Source organism: Frankia sp. ACN1ag (assembly GCF_001414035.1).
Taxonomy (GTDB): domain Bacteria; phylum Actinomycetota; class Actinomycetes; order Frankiales; family Frankiaceae; genus Frankia; species Frankia torreyi.
The window spans coordinates 20,531-36,789 of the sequence record NZ_LJPA01000013.1; the positions used below are offsets into that span (position 1 = coordinate 20,531).

14 protein-coding genes and 1 pseudogene are annotated in these 16,259 nt (G+C 72.6%); 8 read left to right on the forward strand and 7 right to left on the reverse strand.

The window, feature by feature from the left end; genetic code table 11:
- The first annotated feature begins 88 nt into the window (after window positions 1–88).
- The 3 genes from UK82_RS13505 to UK82_RS13515 all read left to right on the forward strand — a co-directional run bounded on the left by UK82_RS13505 (window position 89) and on the right by UK82_RS13515 (window position 3,573).
- Window positions 89–1,582, forward strand: a complete 1,494-nt coding sequence (locus UK82_RS13505; RefSeq protein ID WP_083507192.1) for an MFS transporter — start codon at window positions 89–91, stop codon at window positions 1,580–1,582.
- 78 nt (window positions 1,583–1,660) lie between these two features.
- Window positions 1,661–2,482, forward strand: coding sequence for a thioesterase II family protein (locus tag UK82_RS13510; RefSeq protein ID WP_044888172.1), 822 nt, complete (start codon window positions 1,661–1,663; stop codon window positions 2,480–2,482).
- Entirely contained in the window at window positions 2,482–3,573 is a 1,092-nt protein-coding gene (locus UK82_RS13515) for an LLM class flavin-dependent oxidoreductase (RefSeq protein ID WP_044888171.1), read from the forward strand. The genes UK82_RS13510 and UK82_RS13515 overlap by 1 nt, the downstream gene beginning before the upstream one ends.
- 35 nt (window positions 3,574–3,608) lie before the next feature.
- Here the strand turns inward: UK82_RS13515 and UK82_RS13520 are convergent.
- The 3 genes and pseudogenes from UK82_RS13520 to UK82_RS13530 form a co-directional block, all read right to left on the reverse strand.
- Window positions 3,609–3,815 (reverse strand): annotated as a pseudogene (locus UK82_RS13520) (carboxyl transferase domain-containing protein); the annotation flags it as partial.
- Window positions 3,773–4,165, reverse strand: a complete 393-nt coding sequence (locus UK82_RS34040) for a hypothetical protein (protein ID WP_055407514.1) — start codon at window positions 4,163–4,165, stop codon at window positions 3,773–3,775. The pseudogene UK82_RS13520 and the gene UK82_RS34040, both read right to left, overlap by 43 nt.
- A 352-nt stretch (window positions 4,166–4,517) precedes the next feature.
- Window positions 4,518–6,062 (reverse strand): acyl-CoA carboxylase subunit beta, encoded by a 1,545-nt coding sequence (locus tag UK82_RS13530; protein WP_055407516.1) that lies wholly within the window; start codon window positions 6,060–6,062, stop codon window positions 4,518–4,520.
- A 505-nt stretch (window positions 6,063–6,567) separates the two neighbouring features.
- Between UK82_RS13530 and UK82_RS13535 the strand changes: the two genes are divergently transcribed.
- Window positions 6,568–9,180, forward strand: coding sequence for an MMPL family transporter (locus UK82_RS13535; protein WP_055407518.1), 2,613 nt, complete (start codon window positions 6,568–6,570; stop codon window positions 9,178–9,180).
- Window positions 9,181–9,240: 60 nt separating this feature from the next.
- Here the strand turns inward: UK82_RS13535 and UK82_RS13540 are convergent, their stop codons facing one another.
- The gene (locus UK82_RS13540; RefSeq protein ID WP_044888166.1) at window positions 9,241–10,149 is read right to left on the reverse strand and encodes a LysR family transcriptional regulator; all 909 of its coding nucleotides are present in this window, start codon (window positions 10,147–10,149) and stop codon (window positions 9,241–9,243) included.
- Window positions 10,150–10,274: 125 nt separating this feature from the next.
- Between UK82_RS13540 and UK82_RS13545 the strand changes: the two genes are divergently transcribed.
- Complete coding sequence (locus UK82_RS13545; RefSeq protein ID WP_236705899.1) at window positions 10,275–11,471, forward strand: SDR family oxidoreductase; 1,197 nt, start codon at window positions 10,275–10,277, stop codon at window positions 11,469–11,471.
- Between the two features lie 191 nt (window positions 11,472–11,662).
- Here UK82_RS13545 and UK82_RS13550 read toward each other — a convergent pair whose 3' ends face one another.
- Window positions 11,663–12,031, reverse strand: a complete 369-nt coding sequence (locus UK82_RS13550) for a hypothetical protein (RefSeq protein WP_055407521.1) — start codon at window positions 12,029–12,031, stop codon at window positions 11,663–11,665.
- A gap of 278 nt (window positions 12,032–12,309) precedes the next feature.
- Between UK82_RS13550 and UK82_RS13555 the strand changes: the two genes are divergently transcribed.
- From UK82_RS13555 to UK82_RS37650, 3 genes are all read left to right on the forward strand, one after another.
- Window positions 12,310–12,582, forward strand: a complete 273-nt coding sequence (locus UK82_RS13555; RefSeq protein ID WP_044888783.1) for a hypothetical protein — start codon at window positions 12,310–12,312, stop codon at window positions 12,580–12,582.
- 55 nt (window positions 12,583–12,637) lie between these two features.
- Window positions 12,638–13,510 carry an AMP-binding protein gene (locus UK82_RS13560; protein WP_055407523.1) on the forward strand — a complete coding sequence of 291 codons (873 nt, stop codon included), beginning with the start codon at window positions 12,638–12,640 and terminating at the stop codon, window positions 13,508–13,510.
- Between the two features lie 192 nt (window positions 13,511–13,702).
- A complete protein-coding gene (locus UK82_RS37650) occupies window positions 13,703–14,173 on the forward strand; it encodes a hypothetical protein (protein WP_055407526.1) in 471 nt (156 codons plus the stop codon).
- A gap of 162 nt (window positions 14,174–14,335) precedes the next feature.
- Here UK82_RS37650 and UK82_RS13570 read toward each other — a convergent pair whose 3' ends face one another.
- Together UK82_RS13570 and UK82_RS13575 are read right to left on the reverse strand one after the other, a co-directional pair.
- Entirely contained in the window at window positions 14,336–14,671 is a 336-nt protein-coding gene (locus UK82_RS13570; protein WP_044888781.1) for a DUF362 domain-containing protein, read from the reverse strand.
- A gap of 536 nt (window positions 14,672–15,207) precedes the next feature.
- On the reverse strand, window positions 15,208–16,257 hold the full coding sequence (locus UK82_RS13575; RefSeq protein WP_044883081.1) for an NAD(P)-dependent alcohol dehydrogenase: 1,050 nt from the start codon (window positions 16,255–16,257) through the stop codon (window positions 15,208–15,210).
- Window positions 16,258–16,259 lie beyond the last annotated feature (2 nt).

Below are 16,259 nucleotides of genomic sequence, written 5' to 3' on the forward strand. Positions count from 1 at the left end.
CGCCGCGCGCCGCCATCCGCGACCATGGACGCCGGTATCGATCGACGCCGGTATCGATCGACGCGGGTGACGATCGACGCCGGTGACGATGACCACGACGGGCGAGGAGCGGATCATCGAGGGTGTCTTGCGGTCGCTGCGGGTGTACAACTTTCGGCTCTTCGCCGCCGGGCAGGTGCTGTCCGTCACGGGCACGTGGATGATGTTCACCGCCCAGGACTGGCTCGTCCTGTCGCTCAGCGGCGACTCCGGGACGGCCCTCGGGCTCGTCACCGCGCTGCAGTTCACCCCGATGCTGCTGCTCACCCTCTACGGCGGCCGGCTCGCCGACCGGCACGACAAGCGCCTGCTGCTCACCGGCGCCAACCTGGTCGCCGGCCTGCTCGCCCTGACGCTGGCGCTGCTCGTGTTCGCCGGCTGGGTGCGGCTGTGGCAGGTCTGCGCGTTCGCGCTGGCGATCGGCCTGGTCAACGCCATCGAGACGCCGACCCGGATGGCGTTCGTCAGCGAGCTGGTCGGCCCCGCGCTGCTGCCCAACGCCTCCGCGCTCAGCGCCGCCTACTTCAACATCGCCCGGGTCGTCGGCCCGGCCGCCGCCGGCCCGCTCATCGCCGCCTTCGGCACCGGCCCGGCGATGGCGATCAACGCCGGAAGCTACCTGGCGACCGTCGCCGGCCTGCGCCTGATGCGCCCGGCGGAGATCCACCGCCACGCCCGCCCCGCGGTCGCCCCCCGCATCGTCGACGGGCTGCGCTACGTGCTCGGCCGCGCCGACCTGGTCGTCGTGCTGGGCCTGGTGGCCGCCGTCGGCCTGTTCGGGATGAACTTCCAGCTCACCGTGCCGCTGCTGGCGCGCACCGTCTTCCACGCCGACGCGACCTCCTTCGGGCTGCTCACCACCGGGCTCGCCGCCGGTTCGCTGGTCGCCGCGCTGCTCACGACCGGCCGCCGCAACCGCCCGCCGGCCAGGCTGGTGATCGTCTCGGCGTTCGCGTTCGGCGTGCTGGAGGCGGCGGTGGGCGTCGCGCCGACCTTCCCGGCGGCGATCGGCCTGCTGGCGCTGACCGGCTTCGCGACCCTCTACTTCGCCCAGGCGGCCAACCACCGCATCCAGCTCGGCAGCGACCCGAGCTACCGGGGCCGGGTGATGGCTCTGTACAGCCTCATCCTGCAGGGGACGACGCCGCTGGGCAGCCTGGGAGTCGGCTGGCTCGCCGAGCACCACAGCGCCCGCGCCGGCTTCTACGTCGGCGGCCTCGCCTCCGCCGCCGCCGCGGTCGCCGCCTGGGCGGCGAACCGCAGGTGGGCCCCCGCGCCCACCGCGTCGCCTGCCGCCATGTCGCCTCCCACCGCGTCGCCTGCCGCCATGTCGCCTCCCACCGCGTCGCCTGCCGCCATGTCGCCTCCCACCGCGTCGCCTGCCGCCGGGTCGCCTCCTACCGCGTCGCCTGCCGTTCTGCAGCCTTCGGTCCTGTCGCCTTTCGCCGCGGGCCCGGGCGCCGAGCGGAAACACATCGGCCGTGATGTGGCCGACGCTCCTTCACCAGGCGAGCCGATGGTCGGCGCACCGCCTATTGTGTAGGCATGGGAATTCCTCCGGAAAAGGCGAATCCGACGCCACGGCCGGGTGCCGGCCCGGGCCGGAAAAGGTGGTTTGGAGATGTCCGTGTCCGCTGAGGTCGACCGGTGGCTGCGGCGGTTTCATCCGGGCCCGCCCGACGCCCCCCGGCTGGTTTGTTTTCCGCACGCCGGCGGGGCCGCGAGCACCTATCTGCTGATCTCGAAGGCGTTGTCCTCGGTCGCCGAGGTACAGGCGGTGCAGTATCCGGGACGGCAGGACCGGCGGGCGGAGCCGGCGCACACGGCCATCGCGCCGCTCGCCGACCGGATCGCCGAGGTCCTCGCCCCGCTCACCGACCGGCCCCTGGCCTTCTTCGGGCACAGCATGGGGGCGATCGTCGGCTTCGAGGTCATCCGCCGGCTCGCGGCGGCCGGGGCGCCGGCGCCGTTCGTGCTGTTCGCGTCGGGGCGGCGGGCGCCGTCGGCCGAACGGTTCGAGACCGTCCACCGCCGCGACGACGCGGGCTTTCTCCGGGAGATGCGCGAGCTCGGCGGGACCGATCCGCGGGTTCTCGCCGACCCCGAACTCGTCGAGATGGTGCTGCCGCCGACCCGGGCCGACTATCAGGCGATCGAAACGTATTCCGCGCCGAGTGACGCGACGATCAGTACTGCGGTCGTCGCGATGGTGGGAGATTCCGATCCCAGGGTGACGCTCGCCGAGGCCGAGCTCTGGCGCCGGCACACCACCGGATCGTTCGAGGTGAAGGTGTTCCCCGGCGGCCACTTCTACCTGTCCGACCAGCAGGGTGCCGTGGTGGCCGCGGTCTCGGCCGGGCTCGCCGCAGGACAAGCCCCGTTCGCACCGCGGCGCGGCTCCTTCGACTCCGCCGTACCCGGCCACGAAGCAGGAGGACAATGATGGCGGTCGAATTCGTCAATGCCGCTCACTGGCGTGAGCCGGGCGCGGGCCTTGCGGCCGACTTCTGGCGTGGCAAGCTCGACCCGGAGTACATCCGTCGATACACACGCACGCTGGAGGACTTCGGGTTCGACTACACGTTGGTGGCCTACCACTCGGCGGGTCCTGACCAGTACGTTCGCTCGGCGGAAATCCTCACCTACACCGAGCGTCTGAAGCCGATGGTCGCCGTGCGGCCGAACACGTCGTTCCCGACGGTCGCCGCCCAGGCGCTGTCCACCCTCGACCAGCTTGGCAAGGGGCGCACGGCGGTCCACATCATCTCCGGTTCGAGCAACGAGGAGCAGCAGCGGCAGGGCGACTATCTCGAGAAGGATGCTCGCTACCGGCGCTCCGCCGAGTTCGTGCAGATCCTGCGGGATGTGTGGACGAAGACCGAGCCGTTCTCGCACCACGGCGAATTCTACGACTTCGATGACTTCGGGCCCGGTTACCAGACCTATTCCGGTGAGCCGATACCGGTCTCCCTCGGCGGATCGTCGGATTACGCCTATGCGGCGGGTGGCGCTCAGGCGGACATCTTCGCGCTGTGGGGAGAGCCGCTGGAGCAGACCAAGCAGCAGATCGACCGGGTCTACGAGGAGGCGCGGAAGGTCGGCCGGACCGGCAAGATCCGCTTCTGGGTCACCTTCCGGCCGATAGTCGCCGAGACCGACGAACTGGCGCAGCGCAAGGCTCGCAGGCTCGTCGAGCAGTCCAAGGCGCACTACGGCGAGGTGCTGAAGGTCAACCTGCCGAACGTGGGCTCGCAGCGTCTGCGCGACATCGCGCAGGAGGGCGAGACACATGACGGTGGTGTGCTCTGGACGCCACGATCGATCGCCGGGGCCGGCGGTGCCTCGTCGTTCCTGGTCGGCTCGCCCGAGACCATCGCGGAGGCGCTCGTCAGGTACGCCGAGCTCGGTGCGGAGGTGATCTCGCTGCCGACCCTCGGCAACATCGGCGACGCCATCGACACGGGCCGCTACATCATCCCACTCGTGCGCGAGGAGCTTGCCCGTCGCGAGGTCCGCGAGAAGGTCGCTACCTAGCCCTGCCGCCACCCTCACCGCGGGATGTTGCCGTGCGCGCCGCGGCGGACCGCCCCGTCCCCTTCCTGGCCGACGCCGGGCAGGTAGCCGGGGACGTCGACGAGGACGACGAGCGGGACGCCGAAGGAGTTGCACATCCGGACGAATCGGGCGGCCTTCTCGGCGCTCAGGGAGTCCGGGCAGCCGCCCGCCCCGGGCCTCACCACCAGGGAGGCGACACCCGGCCGTCGGGCTCCAGTCCGTAGCGCAGCAGCGGGCCTGCGTCGGCGCCCATCGCGTCGGTGAGGGGGCGCAGGGCGTCGGTGTCCCCGGCGTCGACGGCCCGCAGGTAGGCCCGCCGCATCCCGGGGCGGTCGCCGGCCGCTCGGCGCACGCGGGCCAGGCCATGCAGCGCGGTGGGGTCGCCCGCGTCGGCGATCTGCTCGTAGGCCCACGCGGCCCGGTCGTGGTCGCGGGCCTGCTCCCGCGTACGGCCGAGCCGGCGCAGCAGCTCGGTGTCGCCGGTGGACGCGAGCTGCCGGTAGGCCCACGCCGCACCGTCCGAGTCGCCGGCCCGTTCTCGCGCCCAGGCGACGTCGCGCCACCAGCGCACTCGTCGCGTCCGGGACCTGTGCGCGCGGCTTGTGGCACAACGCGTGCAGCACGGCGTCGATCCACCGTGGGTCTTCCGTGAGCGCCAGGTCGGGCAGCATCCCGGCGGTGGCGTCGGCGAGCAGGCCGGCGGGGATCGGGCCGGCGTGGCCGAGCCGCCGCGCGTCCAGCGCCACCGTGATCACGGTCCGTTCCAGCGGGGTGAACGTTCCGTCGGCGGGATCGGCGTAGGCGGCGATCAGCGCCCGGTCACCCTGTGCCGGACGCCTGACCAGACCGTGCTCGCGACTCGTCATGGCCGATCATCGCGCAGGACGACTGGCGACGGGGAACGTTTTGCCGCGCCGCCACCCTCACAGCGGGATGTTGCCGTGCTGGCCGCGCCGCGCCGGCGCGGCGGCAAGCGCGCGGGCGATGCGGGGGCGGGTGTCGACCGGGTCGATGACGTCGTCGATGACGCCCAGCGCCACTCCGCGCTCGACGCCGCCGGCGGTGCGGGTGTGCTCCTCGACGAGGCGGGCGAGCACGCCGGGCCGGGCGTCGTCGGAGGCGGCGGCCAGCGCGCGCCGGTGCAGGATGCCGACGGCGGCCTCGGCGCCCATCACGGCGACCTCGGCCTCGGGCCAGGCGAGCACGGCTGTGGCCCCGAGCGAGCGGGAGTTCATCGCGATGTAGGCGCCGCCGAACGACTTGCGGGTGATGAGCGTGACCCGGGGGACGGTCGCCTCGGCGAAGGCGTAGAGCAGCTTCGCGCCGCGGCGGACCACCCCGTCCCATTCCTGGCCGACGCCGGGCAGGTAGCCGGGGACGTCGACGAGGACGACGAGCGGGACGCCGAAGGAGTTGCACATCCGGACGAATCGGGCGGCCTTCTCGGCGCTCAGGGAGTCCAGGCAGCCGCCCTTGCGCAGCGGGTTGTTCGCGATCACGCCGACGCTGTGGCCGTAGAGCCGGCCGAGGCCGACGACGACGTTGGGCGCCCAGCGCGGCTGGAGCTCCTCGAAGCCCCCCGGGCCGTCGTCGCCGTCGAGCAGCCGGTACACCAGCGGGTGCACGTCGTAGGCCCGCCGCGGCCGCGCCGGCAGCAGGGACCGCGGGTCGCGCGGGTCGGGCGCGACCCGCTCCTGTCCGGCGTCGGCGGCTGTCTTCTCGGCGGTGATGGCGTCTGCGGCTGTCTTCTCGGCGGTGATGGCGTCGGCGGCCGCCTCCTCGGCGGTGATGGCGTCGAGGTCGACGTGCCCCGGCGCGGCGAGCAGCGTGGTGATCCGCCGGGCCCGCTCGTAGGCGTCGCTCTCGGAGCGGGCGACGACGTGGACGACGCCGGAGCGCCGGCCGTGCGCGTCGGCACCCCCCAGACCCGCCATGTCGATCTGCTCCCCGGTGACGCTGCGCACGACGTCCGGGCCGGTGACGAAGACCCGCCCGTCGGGCGCCATGATGACGACGTCGGTCAGCGCCGGCCCGTACGCGGCGCCGCCGGCCGCGGGCCCCAGCACCACGGAGATCTGCGGCACCCGCCCGGAGGCGTGGATCATGGCGGCGAAGATCTGGCCGATGCCGTCGAGCGCCTCGACGCCCTCGGCCAGGCTCGCCCCGCCGGAGTGCCACAGTCCGACGACCGGCACGCCGTCGCGGACGGCCTCCTCGATGGCGGCCACGATCTGCCGGGCGCCGACGGCGCCGAGCGCTCCGCCCATCCGGGTCCCGTCGGTGCAGAAGGCGACCGCGGCCACGCCGTCGATGCGGCCCCGCCCGGCCAGCACCCGGCCGCCGGCGGGCGCGGCGTCGGCGACGAACGAGCCCGCGTCGAACAGCTGGGACAGCCGGCGACCGGGGTCGCGCACATCCTGGCCGGGGATGACGACCGCGGTCTGGCCGATCCTGGTCGGCTGGGTCATGGCTTCCTCTCCCGCACGACGCCGGTGGCGACGCCCCGGTGTCGCAGCTGCGATCCTCGGGCGCCACCCGCGCCGCGCCACGGGTCGGTCGGTCACCGGCGGGCGGGCCGCCCCCCGGTGTTCCTGTCAGTGTCGACCAGCGGTCTTGCATTCCCCTAAAGAATCGATAGGGCGCGCTCCCTCGCGGGGACCGGAAAAGTCCGCCGCATTTCCTCGCCGGCCTTTTCCGTCGCCGCGGACCGTGCCGGCCATTGCCCGCAAGGCCGCCGTCGCCGCGGTCGGGATGGTGGTGCCGCCGGTCCCGGCGCGGTTTCGCGGACGCGGAACGCCGACCCTCGAAGTCACGGCGACCGGCCGGCACCCCCGTGCCATCTCGACCGCACAGCGCCGGACACGCATTGACGCTGATCGTCTTGGTGCGCTCAGATTGTCCCCGCGGTAGCGGGAATACGGACAAACAGGGCGAGGCGCCGGAGGTGGCGGCCCGGGCGTCGAGGAGTGAGCTGTGGGGCTGATCGCCGGGTGGTGCCTGCGGTACCGGTGGATCGTGGTGGGCGCATGGCTGATCGTTCTGGTTGCCGGCGGCGTGCTGGCGGGCCACGAGGGCGCCCGTTACCACCAGACGTTCGGTGTCGCCGGCACCGACTCCCAGCTCGCGACCGACGCCCTGGCGAACGTCGTGCCCGGCGGCCTGCCCGACGCCGAGATGATCGTCGTGCGGGCCCGCGAAGGCGACATCAACGCCCCGGCCGTCCGCCAGCGGATCGCGGCGATGACCGCGCGGGTCGCCCGGCTGCCCGGGGTGGCCACCGCGATCGATCCGTACGGGCCGGCCGGCGGCCTGCTGCTCGGCGTCGAGCCGGTGGCGCGCGACGGGCGCGCGGCGATCGTGGGTGTCGTGATGAAGGGCGCCGCGACGACCCCGGACCTCGCCGCGGTGCGACGCCTGATCGCGACCGCCCGCGCCTACGACGGGCCGGACCTCCAGGTGGAGATGTCGGGCCCCGGCACGACGATCATCGTCCAGGGGAACATCTCCACGACCCCCATCGCCCTGGCCGTCGTGGCCGCCACGATCATCCTGTGCCTGGTGGTACGCGCGCCGGGCGGGGTCGCCGTCTGCGCGCTGGTCGCCGGCGCGACCGCCGCGGGGGTGCAGGCCGGCGTGACCCTGCTCTCCCACCGGGTCGAGGTCAGCCCGCTGGCGCCGCTGCTCGCCGTGATGATCGCCGTGGGGACGAGCCTCGGCGCGGCGGTCGTGGTCGTCCACCGCTGCCAGGCCGGGATGCGCGCCGGACGGCGGCCACTCGACGCGGTCGCCGCAAGCATGGCCCAGCCCGGGCGCGCGCTCGTCTGGGGTGGCCTCGGCCTCGCCGTCGTCATGCTCGGCACCAGCGCGCTGCACGCGAGTGTCCTCGCCGGCCTCGCCCCCGCCGCGTTCGTCGCGGCCGCGGTCGCCAGCCTCGCCATCGCCACCCTGCTGCCCGCGACGCTCGCCGTCGCCGGCCGGGGCCTGCTGGTCTGGACCGAGCGCACCCAGCTGCGCGCCACCGGCCGCGGCCTGCCGGTCCGGCCGGGTCTGCGCTCGGCGTGGGCGGGCCTCGTCGGGCGCTTCCCGGGGATGCTCGCCGCCGCGGCGGTCCTCCTGCTGGCCGCGCTGGCGTTGCCGATCATCGGACTGCGTCTCGGTGGCGGCGACGGGGGCGTCGACCCGACGTCGGTGACCACCCGGCGGGCCTACGACATCATCAGCGACGACTACATCGCGGGCCTGAACGGTCCCGTCCTCGTTGCCGTGTCGAACCTGCCTGTGTCGAACCTGCCCGCGTCGGGCCTGCCGGCGGCGAACCCGCCCGCGGCGAACCCGCCGGCCGCGGACCCGGCCGTCCTGGCGACCCTGCTCGACCGCCTCGGCACCACTCCGGGGGTGGTCAGGGCCTTCCAGGTGTTGCAGAATCCCGCCACCCGCTCGGCGCTGATCGAGGTCCTGCCCCAGGCGGAGCCCCGCTCGGCGCAGGCCAGCGACCTCGTGCGGCGGCTGCGCACCCGGGCGGTGCCCGCCGCCGTCGCCGGCACGACCGTGCGGGTGCACATCGGCGGCCAGACCGCGCTGTTCGACGACATGGCGACCCGCTTCACCCGGGTGCTGCCGGCCTTCGCGGCCCTCGAACTCGTCGTCCTCGGGGTGACCGTGCTCGCGAGCGTGCGCCGCGTCGGCCCCACCGCGGCGATCGTCGGGGCCAGCGCGCTGACCACGGCGGCGTCGCTCGGCGCCATCACCTTCGTCTTCTGCGACGGCCGCCTCGCCGGACTGCTCGGGGTGCGCGGTGGGCCGATCGAACCGTTCGTCCTCGGTCTCATCCTGATCCTCTCCTTCGGCCTGGCCATCGGCATGCACCTGACCCTGCTGCGCCGGCTGCGGGACCCGCAGGAGCAGCCGCCGGACGGCGGGGACCCGGCGACGGCGATCCGGTCGGGCCACGCGGACGTCGGCCACGTGGTCGTCGCGACCAGCCTGATCCTGATCGCCGTCTTCGCCGGGCTGGCCTGCCAGCAGGTGCGCACGATGAAGCTGCTCGGCCTCGGGCTGGCCGTCGGCGTCGCGCTCGACGCGCTGGTGCTACGTGTCCTGCTGCTGCCGGCGCTGGTGCACCTCACCCGGGACACCACCGGCAGGCGGCCGGTGGCCGGGCCCGCCGCGGGGCGGTCGACGGCGCCCGGCAGTGAGGGAGCGCCGCAGCCGGCGGACCGGGCGGCCGCGCCGAGCGGGACACACGGGATGCCCGCGCCGCGGACCGCCCGGCCCGGGACCGCCTCTGCCGACAGCACCGGCACCGACGCGCCGCCTGGCCCGGGCGTGCCGGTGGGGGTGGCCGCCGGCGGCGGCTCCGGCTCGCCGGCCGAGTCCGCACGCGCCGAGGACACGGTGCCGACCCGGCTACGCACCCGGGGGCGGGCGCCGCGTGCCGCCGTCGGCGCGGTGGCCGGTCGCGAGGTCGACGCGGCGGCGCGCCTGCCCGGCGGCCGGGGCGTTGCGGGGCCGGCGACCGGACCCACCGCTACCGCACCGTGGAGCTGGTTCGAGCCGCACCGTCCGGCCAACCCGGGCCCGGACTGACGGCGGCGATGGCCGTCACCCCGCTCAGGCTGCTGACCTGGGCGGCGGGCGGTACGGCCGTCAGGGCAGCAGCGCGCGCACGTGGGTGGGCAGCAGCCGGGTGTGCCGGGTGAGCAGGTCGAGGAAGGCCGCGCTGAGCACGTCGGGTTCGTCGCGCGCATAGGCGGCCAGCGGGCGGCGCAGCGGTGGATCGACCCGCAGGACCCGCCCGGCGAACGGATCGGGCACGATGCTCGCCGGGACGAGGGCCGGGCCGAGCCCGGCGGCGGCGAGGACCGGGGCGGCCGCGGTCTGCTCGGTGCGGACCGCGGCGCGGGGCCGGAACCCGGCGTCCGCGGCGGCTCGATCCAACACCTCGGCGAGGCCGTGACCGGGGGCGTAGTGCACCCAGTCCCGGGTGGCGAGGCGGCCGAGCCCGACCTGGGTCGTCGCGGCGGGTACGGCCGGGTCGCCCGGCGGCAGCACGACGACGAACTCCTCCTCGCCGAGCGGCCGGACCGGGCCGTCCCAGCTCGGCGGCGGCGGTCCGATCGCGAGGTCGGCCTGCCCGGCGAGCATCGCCTGTTCGAGCTCGTCGGCGTGCCGGTGCTCGAACAGGCGCACCCGCACCCCCTCGTACGCCCGGTGCCAGGCACGCAGCACCGGCGGCAGTATCCCCAGGGTCACCGAGTACACGGTGGCGACCTGCACCTCGCCGCGTTCGAGGCCGGCGGCACGACGCGCGGCGCACCGGGCGCGCTCGGCCTCGGCGAGCGCGGCGCGGGCGTGGGGGAGCAGCGCCCGGCCCATCGGCGTCGGCCGGACCGCGCGCGGGAGCCGTTCGAGCAGCGCGCCGCCGACCGCCCGCTCCAGCGCCCGTACCTGGTGCGACAGCGCCGGCTGGCTGACGTGCAGCAGCTCGGCCGCCCGGGTGAACGACCCCTCGTCGACGACCCGCACCAGGTATTCAAGCTGACGCAGCGTTGCCATAGACCGATTTTATGAGTCCGACAAGAACTATGTCTTCGACTTATGGCCGCGCGGTGCGCAGGCTGGAGAGATCGCCGTTCCCCGGCCCGGTCCGGAGCCGCCACCGCCGACGTCAGGAGCACCGGATGACCCCCAACCACGCCCCCCGCCCCGAGGCCCCCCGCCCCGAGGCCCCCCGCCCTGAGGGCAACCGCCCCGCACGCACCCATTTCGAGCGCACCTCTGCCGCGGGCACCGATCCGGAGGGCGCCCAGACTGCGGGCGCCCAGACCGCGGGCAACGTCGCGCTGGTGGTCGGCGCTCAGGGGGTGATCGGCCGCACCCTCGTCGAGCATCTCGCCGGCCTCGGCGACTGGGAGGTCATCGGGGTGTCGCGTCGCGGCGGCCGCCCGGCGCCGCGCGTGCGCCACGTCGCCGTCGACCTGCTCGACCTCGACGCCACCCGGGCCGCGCTCGGCAACCTGCGCGCGGTGACCCACGTGTTCTACGCCGCCTACCAGGAGCGACCGACCTGGGCCGAGCTCGTCGCGCCGAACCTGGCGATGCTGACGAACGTCGTCGAGACCGTCGACGCGGCGAGCCCGGCGCTGCGCCACGTCAGCCTGATGCAGGGTTACAAGGTGTACGGCGCGCACCTCGGCCCGTTCAAGACCCCGGCGCGGGAGTCCGACGCCGGGCACATGCCGCCGGAGTTCAACGTCGACCAGCAGGACTATCTGACCGCCCGCGGTCGGAATGCGGGCTGGAGCTGGTCGGCGATCCGCCCGTCGGTCGTGTGCGGGTTCGCCACGGGCAATCCGATGAACCTCACGATGGTCCTCGCGGTGTACGCCTCGATGTCGAAGGAACTCGGCCTGCCACTGCGCTTCCCGGGCGCGCCGGGGGCCTATGACGCGCTGCTGGAGGTCACCGACGCCGGCCTGCTCGCGAAGGCGACCGTGTGGGCGGCGACCACCGCCGCGTGCGCCGATCAGGCCTTCAACATCAACAACGGTGACCTGTTCCGGTGGAGCGAGATGTGGCCGGCCGTCGGCCGCTATTTCGGCCTGGAGGTCGCCGCGACGCTGCCGATGAGCCTCGAGTCCGTGATGGCGGACAAGGAGGAGCTGTGGAAGACGATGACCGCCCGCCACGGCCTCGCCGGTCACTCCTACCGGGAGGTCTCGTCCTGGCGGTTCGGCGACGCGGTGTTCTCCTGGGACTACGACATGATCGCCGATGGCTCGAAGGCCCGCCGCTTCGGCTTCCACGAGTACGTCGAGACCGAGACGATGTTCTACGCCCTTTTCGACGATCTCCGCCGCCGCCGCGTCATCCCCTGACCGGGAGAGCTGGGTCTGTCCCCCGACAGGACTGTCGCTGCGGCCCGCGTGACGGGCTTGGCTGAACCCGCAGTCGGCTTCAGTAAAAGCGGGGGCTTCCGCTCGGAGGATAGAATCCTGGCGAAACTTATAGAAAGAATATTCGACTTTCGCCGAATTACTGAACTCTACACCGAGCTCGACCTTCGCGGTTAGGTGGCGGCGATCTCCCAAGTCGGCCGGAGGGTGTGGAGTTCTGCGGGCGTCGTCTGCCCGGGGTGAACGGCCTGATATTTGACGGTGATCAGGACGCGGCGGATCTTGTGGAACATGTCGGCGGTGGGGGAATGGGTCTTGGTGGTGTACCCGGGTGCGTGCTGGCGGTGGTCGGCGGCGGCGGGGTGGTAGCCGGCGGTGGCGTTCCCGGCGACGGTGAGGGTCTGGCAGGTCAGAGCGAACGGGACGGCACGTTTGTGCCGGCTGCGGGCCTGGCTGGCGCCGAGGAGTTGTTTGGCGTCTTCGATCCCGACGTCTGGCTGTGACGGGTGAAATCGGGCTTCCGGCTGGGGAGAAAGAGACACCCGCCCGCTGAAATGATCTCTCTTGCCATTGGAGAGATCATAAAGTGGGCGGGCGCGTGTGTTTTGGGGCAGAGGTCAAGTGCTGGACGGGTTGCCGGGGCTGCCGGCCGGGATCGGGGTTGTGTCGGTCGAACGGTCTGGCCGGTCCGTGTGGCCGCAGAATTGGTCGGCCGGCGTGGTTGTAGTGCGTCGTTCATGTTCAGGCTACTTCCCGTCATTCTGCCCTGGGTAGCGTCTATGGCCGGGGAGAGACGGAGCTGCTGGAATGGTTGACCCGAATGGGTGACCGGACCGACCGTAGGGCCGAGCTGTGGCTCGGCCGTAACGAGAACCCTATCGGGCCGGCTCCCGGCACGGTGAATCGAATCAGGGCACCTGCCGGCGAACTGCATCACTATTCGAGCGGGCTGACCGAGGCTGTTACCGGGGTCGCCGCGGAGGAATGGTTCGACCGGGTTGGGCCGGAGGTCGTCGCCCGCGAGGATCCCGATCCCACCGGCGACTCCACCGCTCTGACGCTTGGGTTCCTGGTCCCTCCGAACCTGCGCTGAGCCCTTCCCCACTCGCTGCGCCGCTCCGTGGCCCGAGACCAAGGGATGTTCCGCAATGTCCGCTCTGCCCTACCCGCACGAGCTGCCGGCGGTGGCCGGCGACGGCACCCTTGTAGACGCGATCTGGGCGCAGGTCGCCGCTCGCCCGCTCGCCCCTGCCGTCGTGGACGGCGGCAGGGAGTGGAACTACCGGCAACTGCGGGAGCGGGTCGACACCGTGGCCGGTCAGTTACTGGACACAGGTGTGTGCCGTGGCGACGCCGTCGGCCTGTGCGCCCCGCGGGGCCGGGAGACGGTGGTCGGTATGCTCGCGGCGCTCGTTGTGGGAGCGGCCTTCCTTCCCCTCGACCCACACGAGGTGCCCGACCCACACGAGGTGCCCGACCCACACGAGGTGCCCGACCCACACCAGGTGCCGGCCCCGCCGTCGCAGGCGCTGGCCCGGGCCGCCGAGCTTGGCGTTGGGGTCGTCATGGCGCCCCGCCGCTGGCATCCCAGGTTCACCGAAACCGCCTGGCGCTGCGTCGACCTGGACCGTGAGGTTGACCTGGACCGTGAGTGGGCCGGCCGGAGCTTTCCCCCGCCGGCCGGGGGCCCCGAAGCGCTCCGTGACATCGCCTGCGTCCTGATGACGTCGGGCAGTACAGGGCGACCGAAGCCGGTGGCGATCCCAAGCGCGGCGCTCTGCCACGTGATCACGGCTCTCGTCGACGTGTACGAGCTGCGCCCGGACGACCGGGTGCTGCAGTTCGCCCCGGCCACCGCCGATGTCAGCCTCGAAGAGATCTTCACGACGCTGGCGGCGGGGGCGACGGTCGTAGTCCGGGACGACGACATGATCTCTTCCCCGGCCCGGTTGCTGGCCTGCGTCGCCGAGCTCGGCCTGACCGTGCTCTCGCTGCCCACCGCGTTCTCATCGCAGCGGTGACATCGGGTCGCCCCGTTCGTCGGGCTCGACCAGCGCGAGCAACGCCGGGCGAAGCCCAGGATCGAGATCCGCGGCGCCATCCGTGAATGTTCCAGCCGCCGCGGCGATCGGCACGTGCCCAACGTCCCTCGCTTCGCGAAGAGCGCGCTGCCAGCACCTTGCGCGTTCGAGCTAGAGATAGCAGGCGCCCCCATGCAGTTCCTCGCCCCGACGTTCGCCGACGTCGTCGCCCACCACCAGCTACCAGCAGGCGGCGCCAACCCGCCATCGCTTTACAACCCGTCCGACGCCGTCTACGCAGCCGCGGCCTACCTATGCGACAACCACGTCGCCACCGACCTGACCGGCGCCCTATGGCACTACAACCATTCCGACGCCTACATCGCCCAGGTCGTCACCCAGGCCACCCAGTACTCTGAAACGACACCGAGCTCTTCAGTAGCGTGCCCGACTCTTCAGTCGGCAGTTCAGTCGGTTCTGATGGCCGACGGCACCCGCAAGCCGATTCGGGATGTCAAGGTCGGTGATCGGGTGTTGGCCCTCGGCTTCCAGCATCTCGGCATCCCCGTGGATCGCCGCCGCGGTGGCAGGCTGAGCAATCCAAACGGCACTCACCCGAGGTGGCGTAGAGGCGTAGGGGCGTACAGGTGTGCCGCGACCTGAGGCGTGCGCGACGGCTACCAGTGGATCGCCACCGCCGGCCGGCGCGACCAGCAGGGGGCGCGCTGACGACGAGCGAGCGGATCAGATGGCCGTGGCGACGGGCGGTGAGGCCGGTGAGTCGGGCGGCCCGGCCGGGGGGAGGACCGGGCCGCCCGCACGGCGCTACTTGACGTACGCGGCGATGAAGGGGGTGTCGGCCTTGATCTTGCCGAGGCGGGTGGCGCCGCCGGGCTCGCCGAGCGGCTCGTCGCGGCCCGGGAGGATGTCGGTGAAGAACGCCGCCTCGCTGTCGATGAACTCCTTGTCCTTCGCCTTCACCCGGTCGTCGCTGAGGGCCGCGCCGACGGGGCACGAGACCGCGCAGGCGCCGCACTCGGTGCACTCGTCGGGGTTGATGTACATCTTGCGGTCGCCCTCGTAGATGCAGTCGGCCGGGCAGCCCTCCAGGCAGGAGCCGTCCTTGACATCAATGCACGCCGCGGTGATGACGTATGGCATGGGAGCCCTCATTTCCGGATCGACGTTGCGGGCCNCTGCTGGGCGGTCGGCAATCGCGTGGCTGGCCTACGACTTTCGTTCCGACTGGTAAGCCGGGGCGGGTGCCGTGCGGCGAACCCGAAAGGAATCGTAGCGGCCAGGGCGAGGTCGAAACTGCGCGCGCTGTGAATCTCATGTAAACAAATAGCGCGCGGGAAAGATGACGTCGATATTCCTCGGGGCCAGAAAAACAATGACGCCAAGGATAATGTTTTCGTTGGATTTATCCTGGCTCTTTTCCCGGCGCCGGCCAGCCGGGGCGCAGGTGGGCACGGATGAGCGCAGGTGAGCGCAGTGGGGCGCGGCCGGCCGGGCCGGTCCGGAACGGTGTCCGGCGCCGGCGCGGCCGGCCGGTGAGGATGCGGCTCGTGCGGCTACGTTGCGGGCCTGGGCCCGGGCGGCCGTCTCCGATGAGCCTCGGCCCGGGCCCGAGCGCCCCGGAACTGTTCCTAGGGTCGGTGCTACTCCTAGGGTCGGTGCTACTCCTAGGGTCGGTGCTACTCCTGGGCCAGGGTGGCGATGTCGATGACGAACCGGTAGCGCACGTCGCTGCGCAGCACCCGCTCGTAGGCCTCGTCGACCTCGTCGGCGCCGATGAGCTCGATCTCCGAGGCGATCCCGTGCTCGGCGCAGAAGTCGAGCATCTCCTGGGTCTCGCGGATGCCTCCGACGCTGGAACCGGCGAGACTGCGCCGCCCGCCCAGCAGCGAGAACACGCTGAAGGAGCTCGCCTGGGGCGGCGCCCCCAGGTTGACCATCGTGCCGTTGAGGCGCAGCAGGCCGAGGTAGGCGTCCAGCGGCAGGTTCGCCGACACGGTGTTGATGATCAGGTCGAACGAGCGGCGCAGCGTCTTGAACGTCGCCTTGTCGCCGGTGGCGTAGTAGTGGTCGGCGCCGAGGCGCAGGCCGTCGGACTCCTTGCTCAGCGTCTGGCTGAGCACGGTCACCTCGGCGCCGAGCGCATGGGCGATCTTGACGGCCATGTGGCCGAGCCCGCCCAGGCCGACGACGGCGACCTTCGTGCCAGGACCGGCGTTCCAGTGCCGCAGCGGCGAGTAGACGGTGATCCCGGCGCACAGCAGCGGGGCCGCCGCGTCGAAGGGCAGCGACTCGGGGATGCGCACGACGAAGTGCTCGGTGACGACGACGCTCTGGCTGTAGCCGCCGTAGGTGGTCTCGCCGTCGTAGCCCTTGCCGTTGTACGTCGGCACCGCGCCCTTGAGGCAGTACTGCTCCTCGTCGGCCTCGCAGGCCTCGCACTCACCGCACGAGTCGACGAAGCAGCCCACGCCGACCCGGTCGCCGACGGCGTACTTCGTCACCGCCGGGCCGACCGCGGCGACCACACCGGCGATCTCGTGGCCGGGGACGAGCGGGTAGGTGCCCCGGCCCCACTCCTCCTTGGCCTGGTGGATGTCGCTGTGACAGATGCCGGCGTACTTGATGTCGATGAGGACATCACGCTCGCGCAGCTCGCGGCGCTCGACCGTCGAGCGCTCGAACTTGGCGCCCGCGGCGGGGACGACCAGCGCTGCGGTGGTGGCCATGG

Bases quoted from the DNA above. Each gene is read 5' to 3' on its own strand.
- UK82_RS13505 (WP_083507192.1), top strand. From the start codon at position 89: ATGACCACGACGGGCGAGGAGCGGATCATCGAGGGTGTCTTGCGGTCG.
- UK82_RS13510 (WP_044888172.1), top strand. From the start codon at position 1,661: ATGTCCGTGTCCGCTGAGGTCGACCGGTGGCTGCGGCGGTTTCATCCG.
- UK82_RS13515 (WP_044888171.1), top strand. From the start codon at position 2,482: ATGGCGGTCGAATTCGTCAATGCCGCTCACTGGCGTGAGCCGGGCGCG.
- UK82_RS13530 (WP_055407516.1), bottom strand. From the start codon at position 6,062: ATGACCCAGCCGACCAGGATCGGCCAGACCGCGGTCGTCATCCCCGGC.
- UK82_RS13540 (WP_044888166.1), bottom strand. From the start codon at position 10,149: ATGGCAACGCTGCGTCAGCTTGAATACCTGGTGCGGGTCGTCGACGAG.
- UK82_RS13545 (WP_236705899.1), top strand. From the start codon at position 10,275: ATGACCCCCAACCACGCCCCCCGCCCCGAGGCCCCCCGCCCCGAGGCC.
- UK82_RS13555 (WP_044888783.1), top strand. From the start codon at position 12,310: ATGGGTGACCGGACCGACCGTAGGGCCGAGCTGTGGCTCGGCCGTAAC.
- UK82_RS13560 (WP_055407523.1), top strand. From the start codon at position 12,638: ATGTCCGCTCTGCCCTACCCGCACGAGCTGCCGGCGGTGGCCGGCGAC.
- UK82_RS37650 (WP_055407526.1), top strand. From the start codon at position 13,703: ATGCAGTTCCTCGCCCCGACGTTCGCCGACGTCGTCGCCCACCACCAG.
- UK82_RS13570 (WP_044888781.1), bottom strand. From the start codon at position 14,671: ATGCCATACGTCATCACCGCGGCGTGCATTGATGTCAAGGACGGCTCC.
- UK82_RS13575 (WP_044883081.1), bottom strand. From the start codon at position 16,257: ATGGCCACCACCGCAGCGCTGGTCGTCCCCGCCGCGGGCGCCAAGTTC.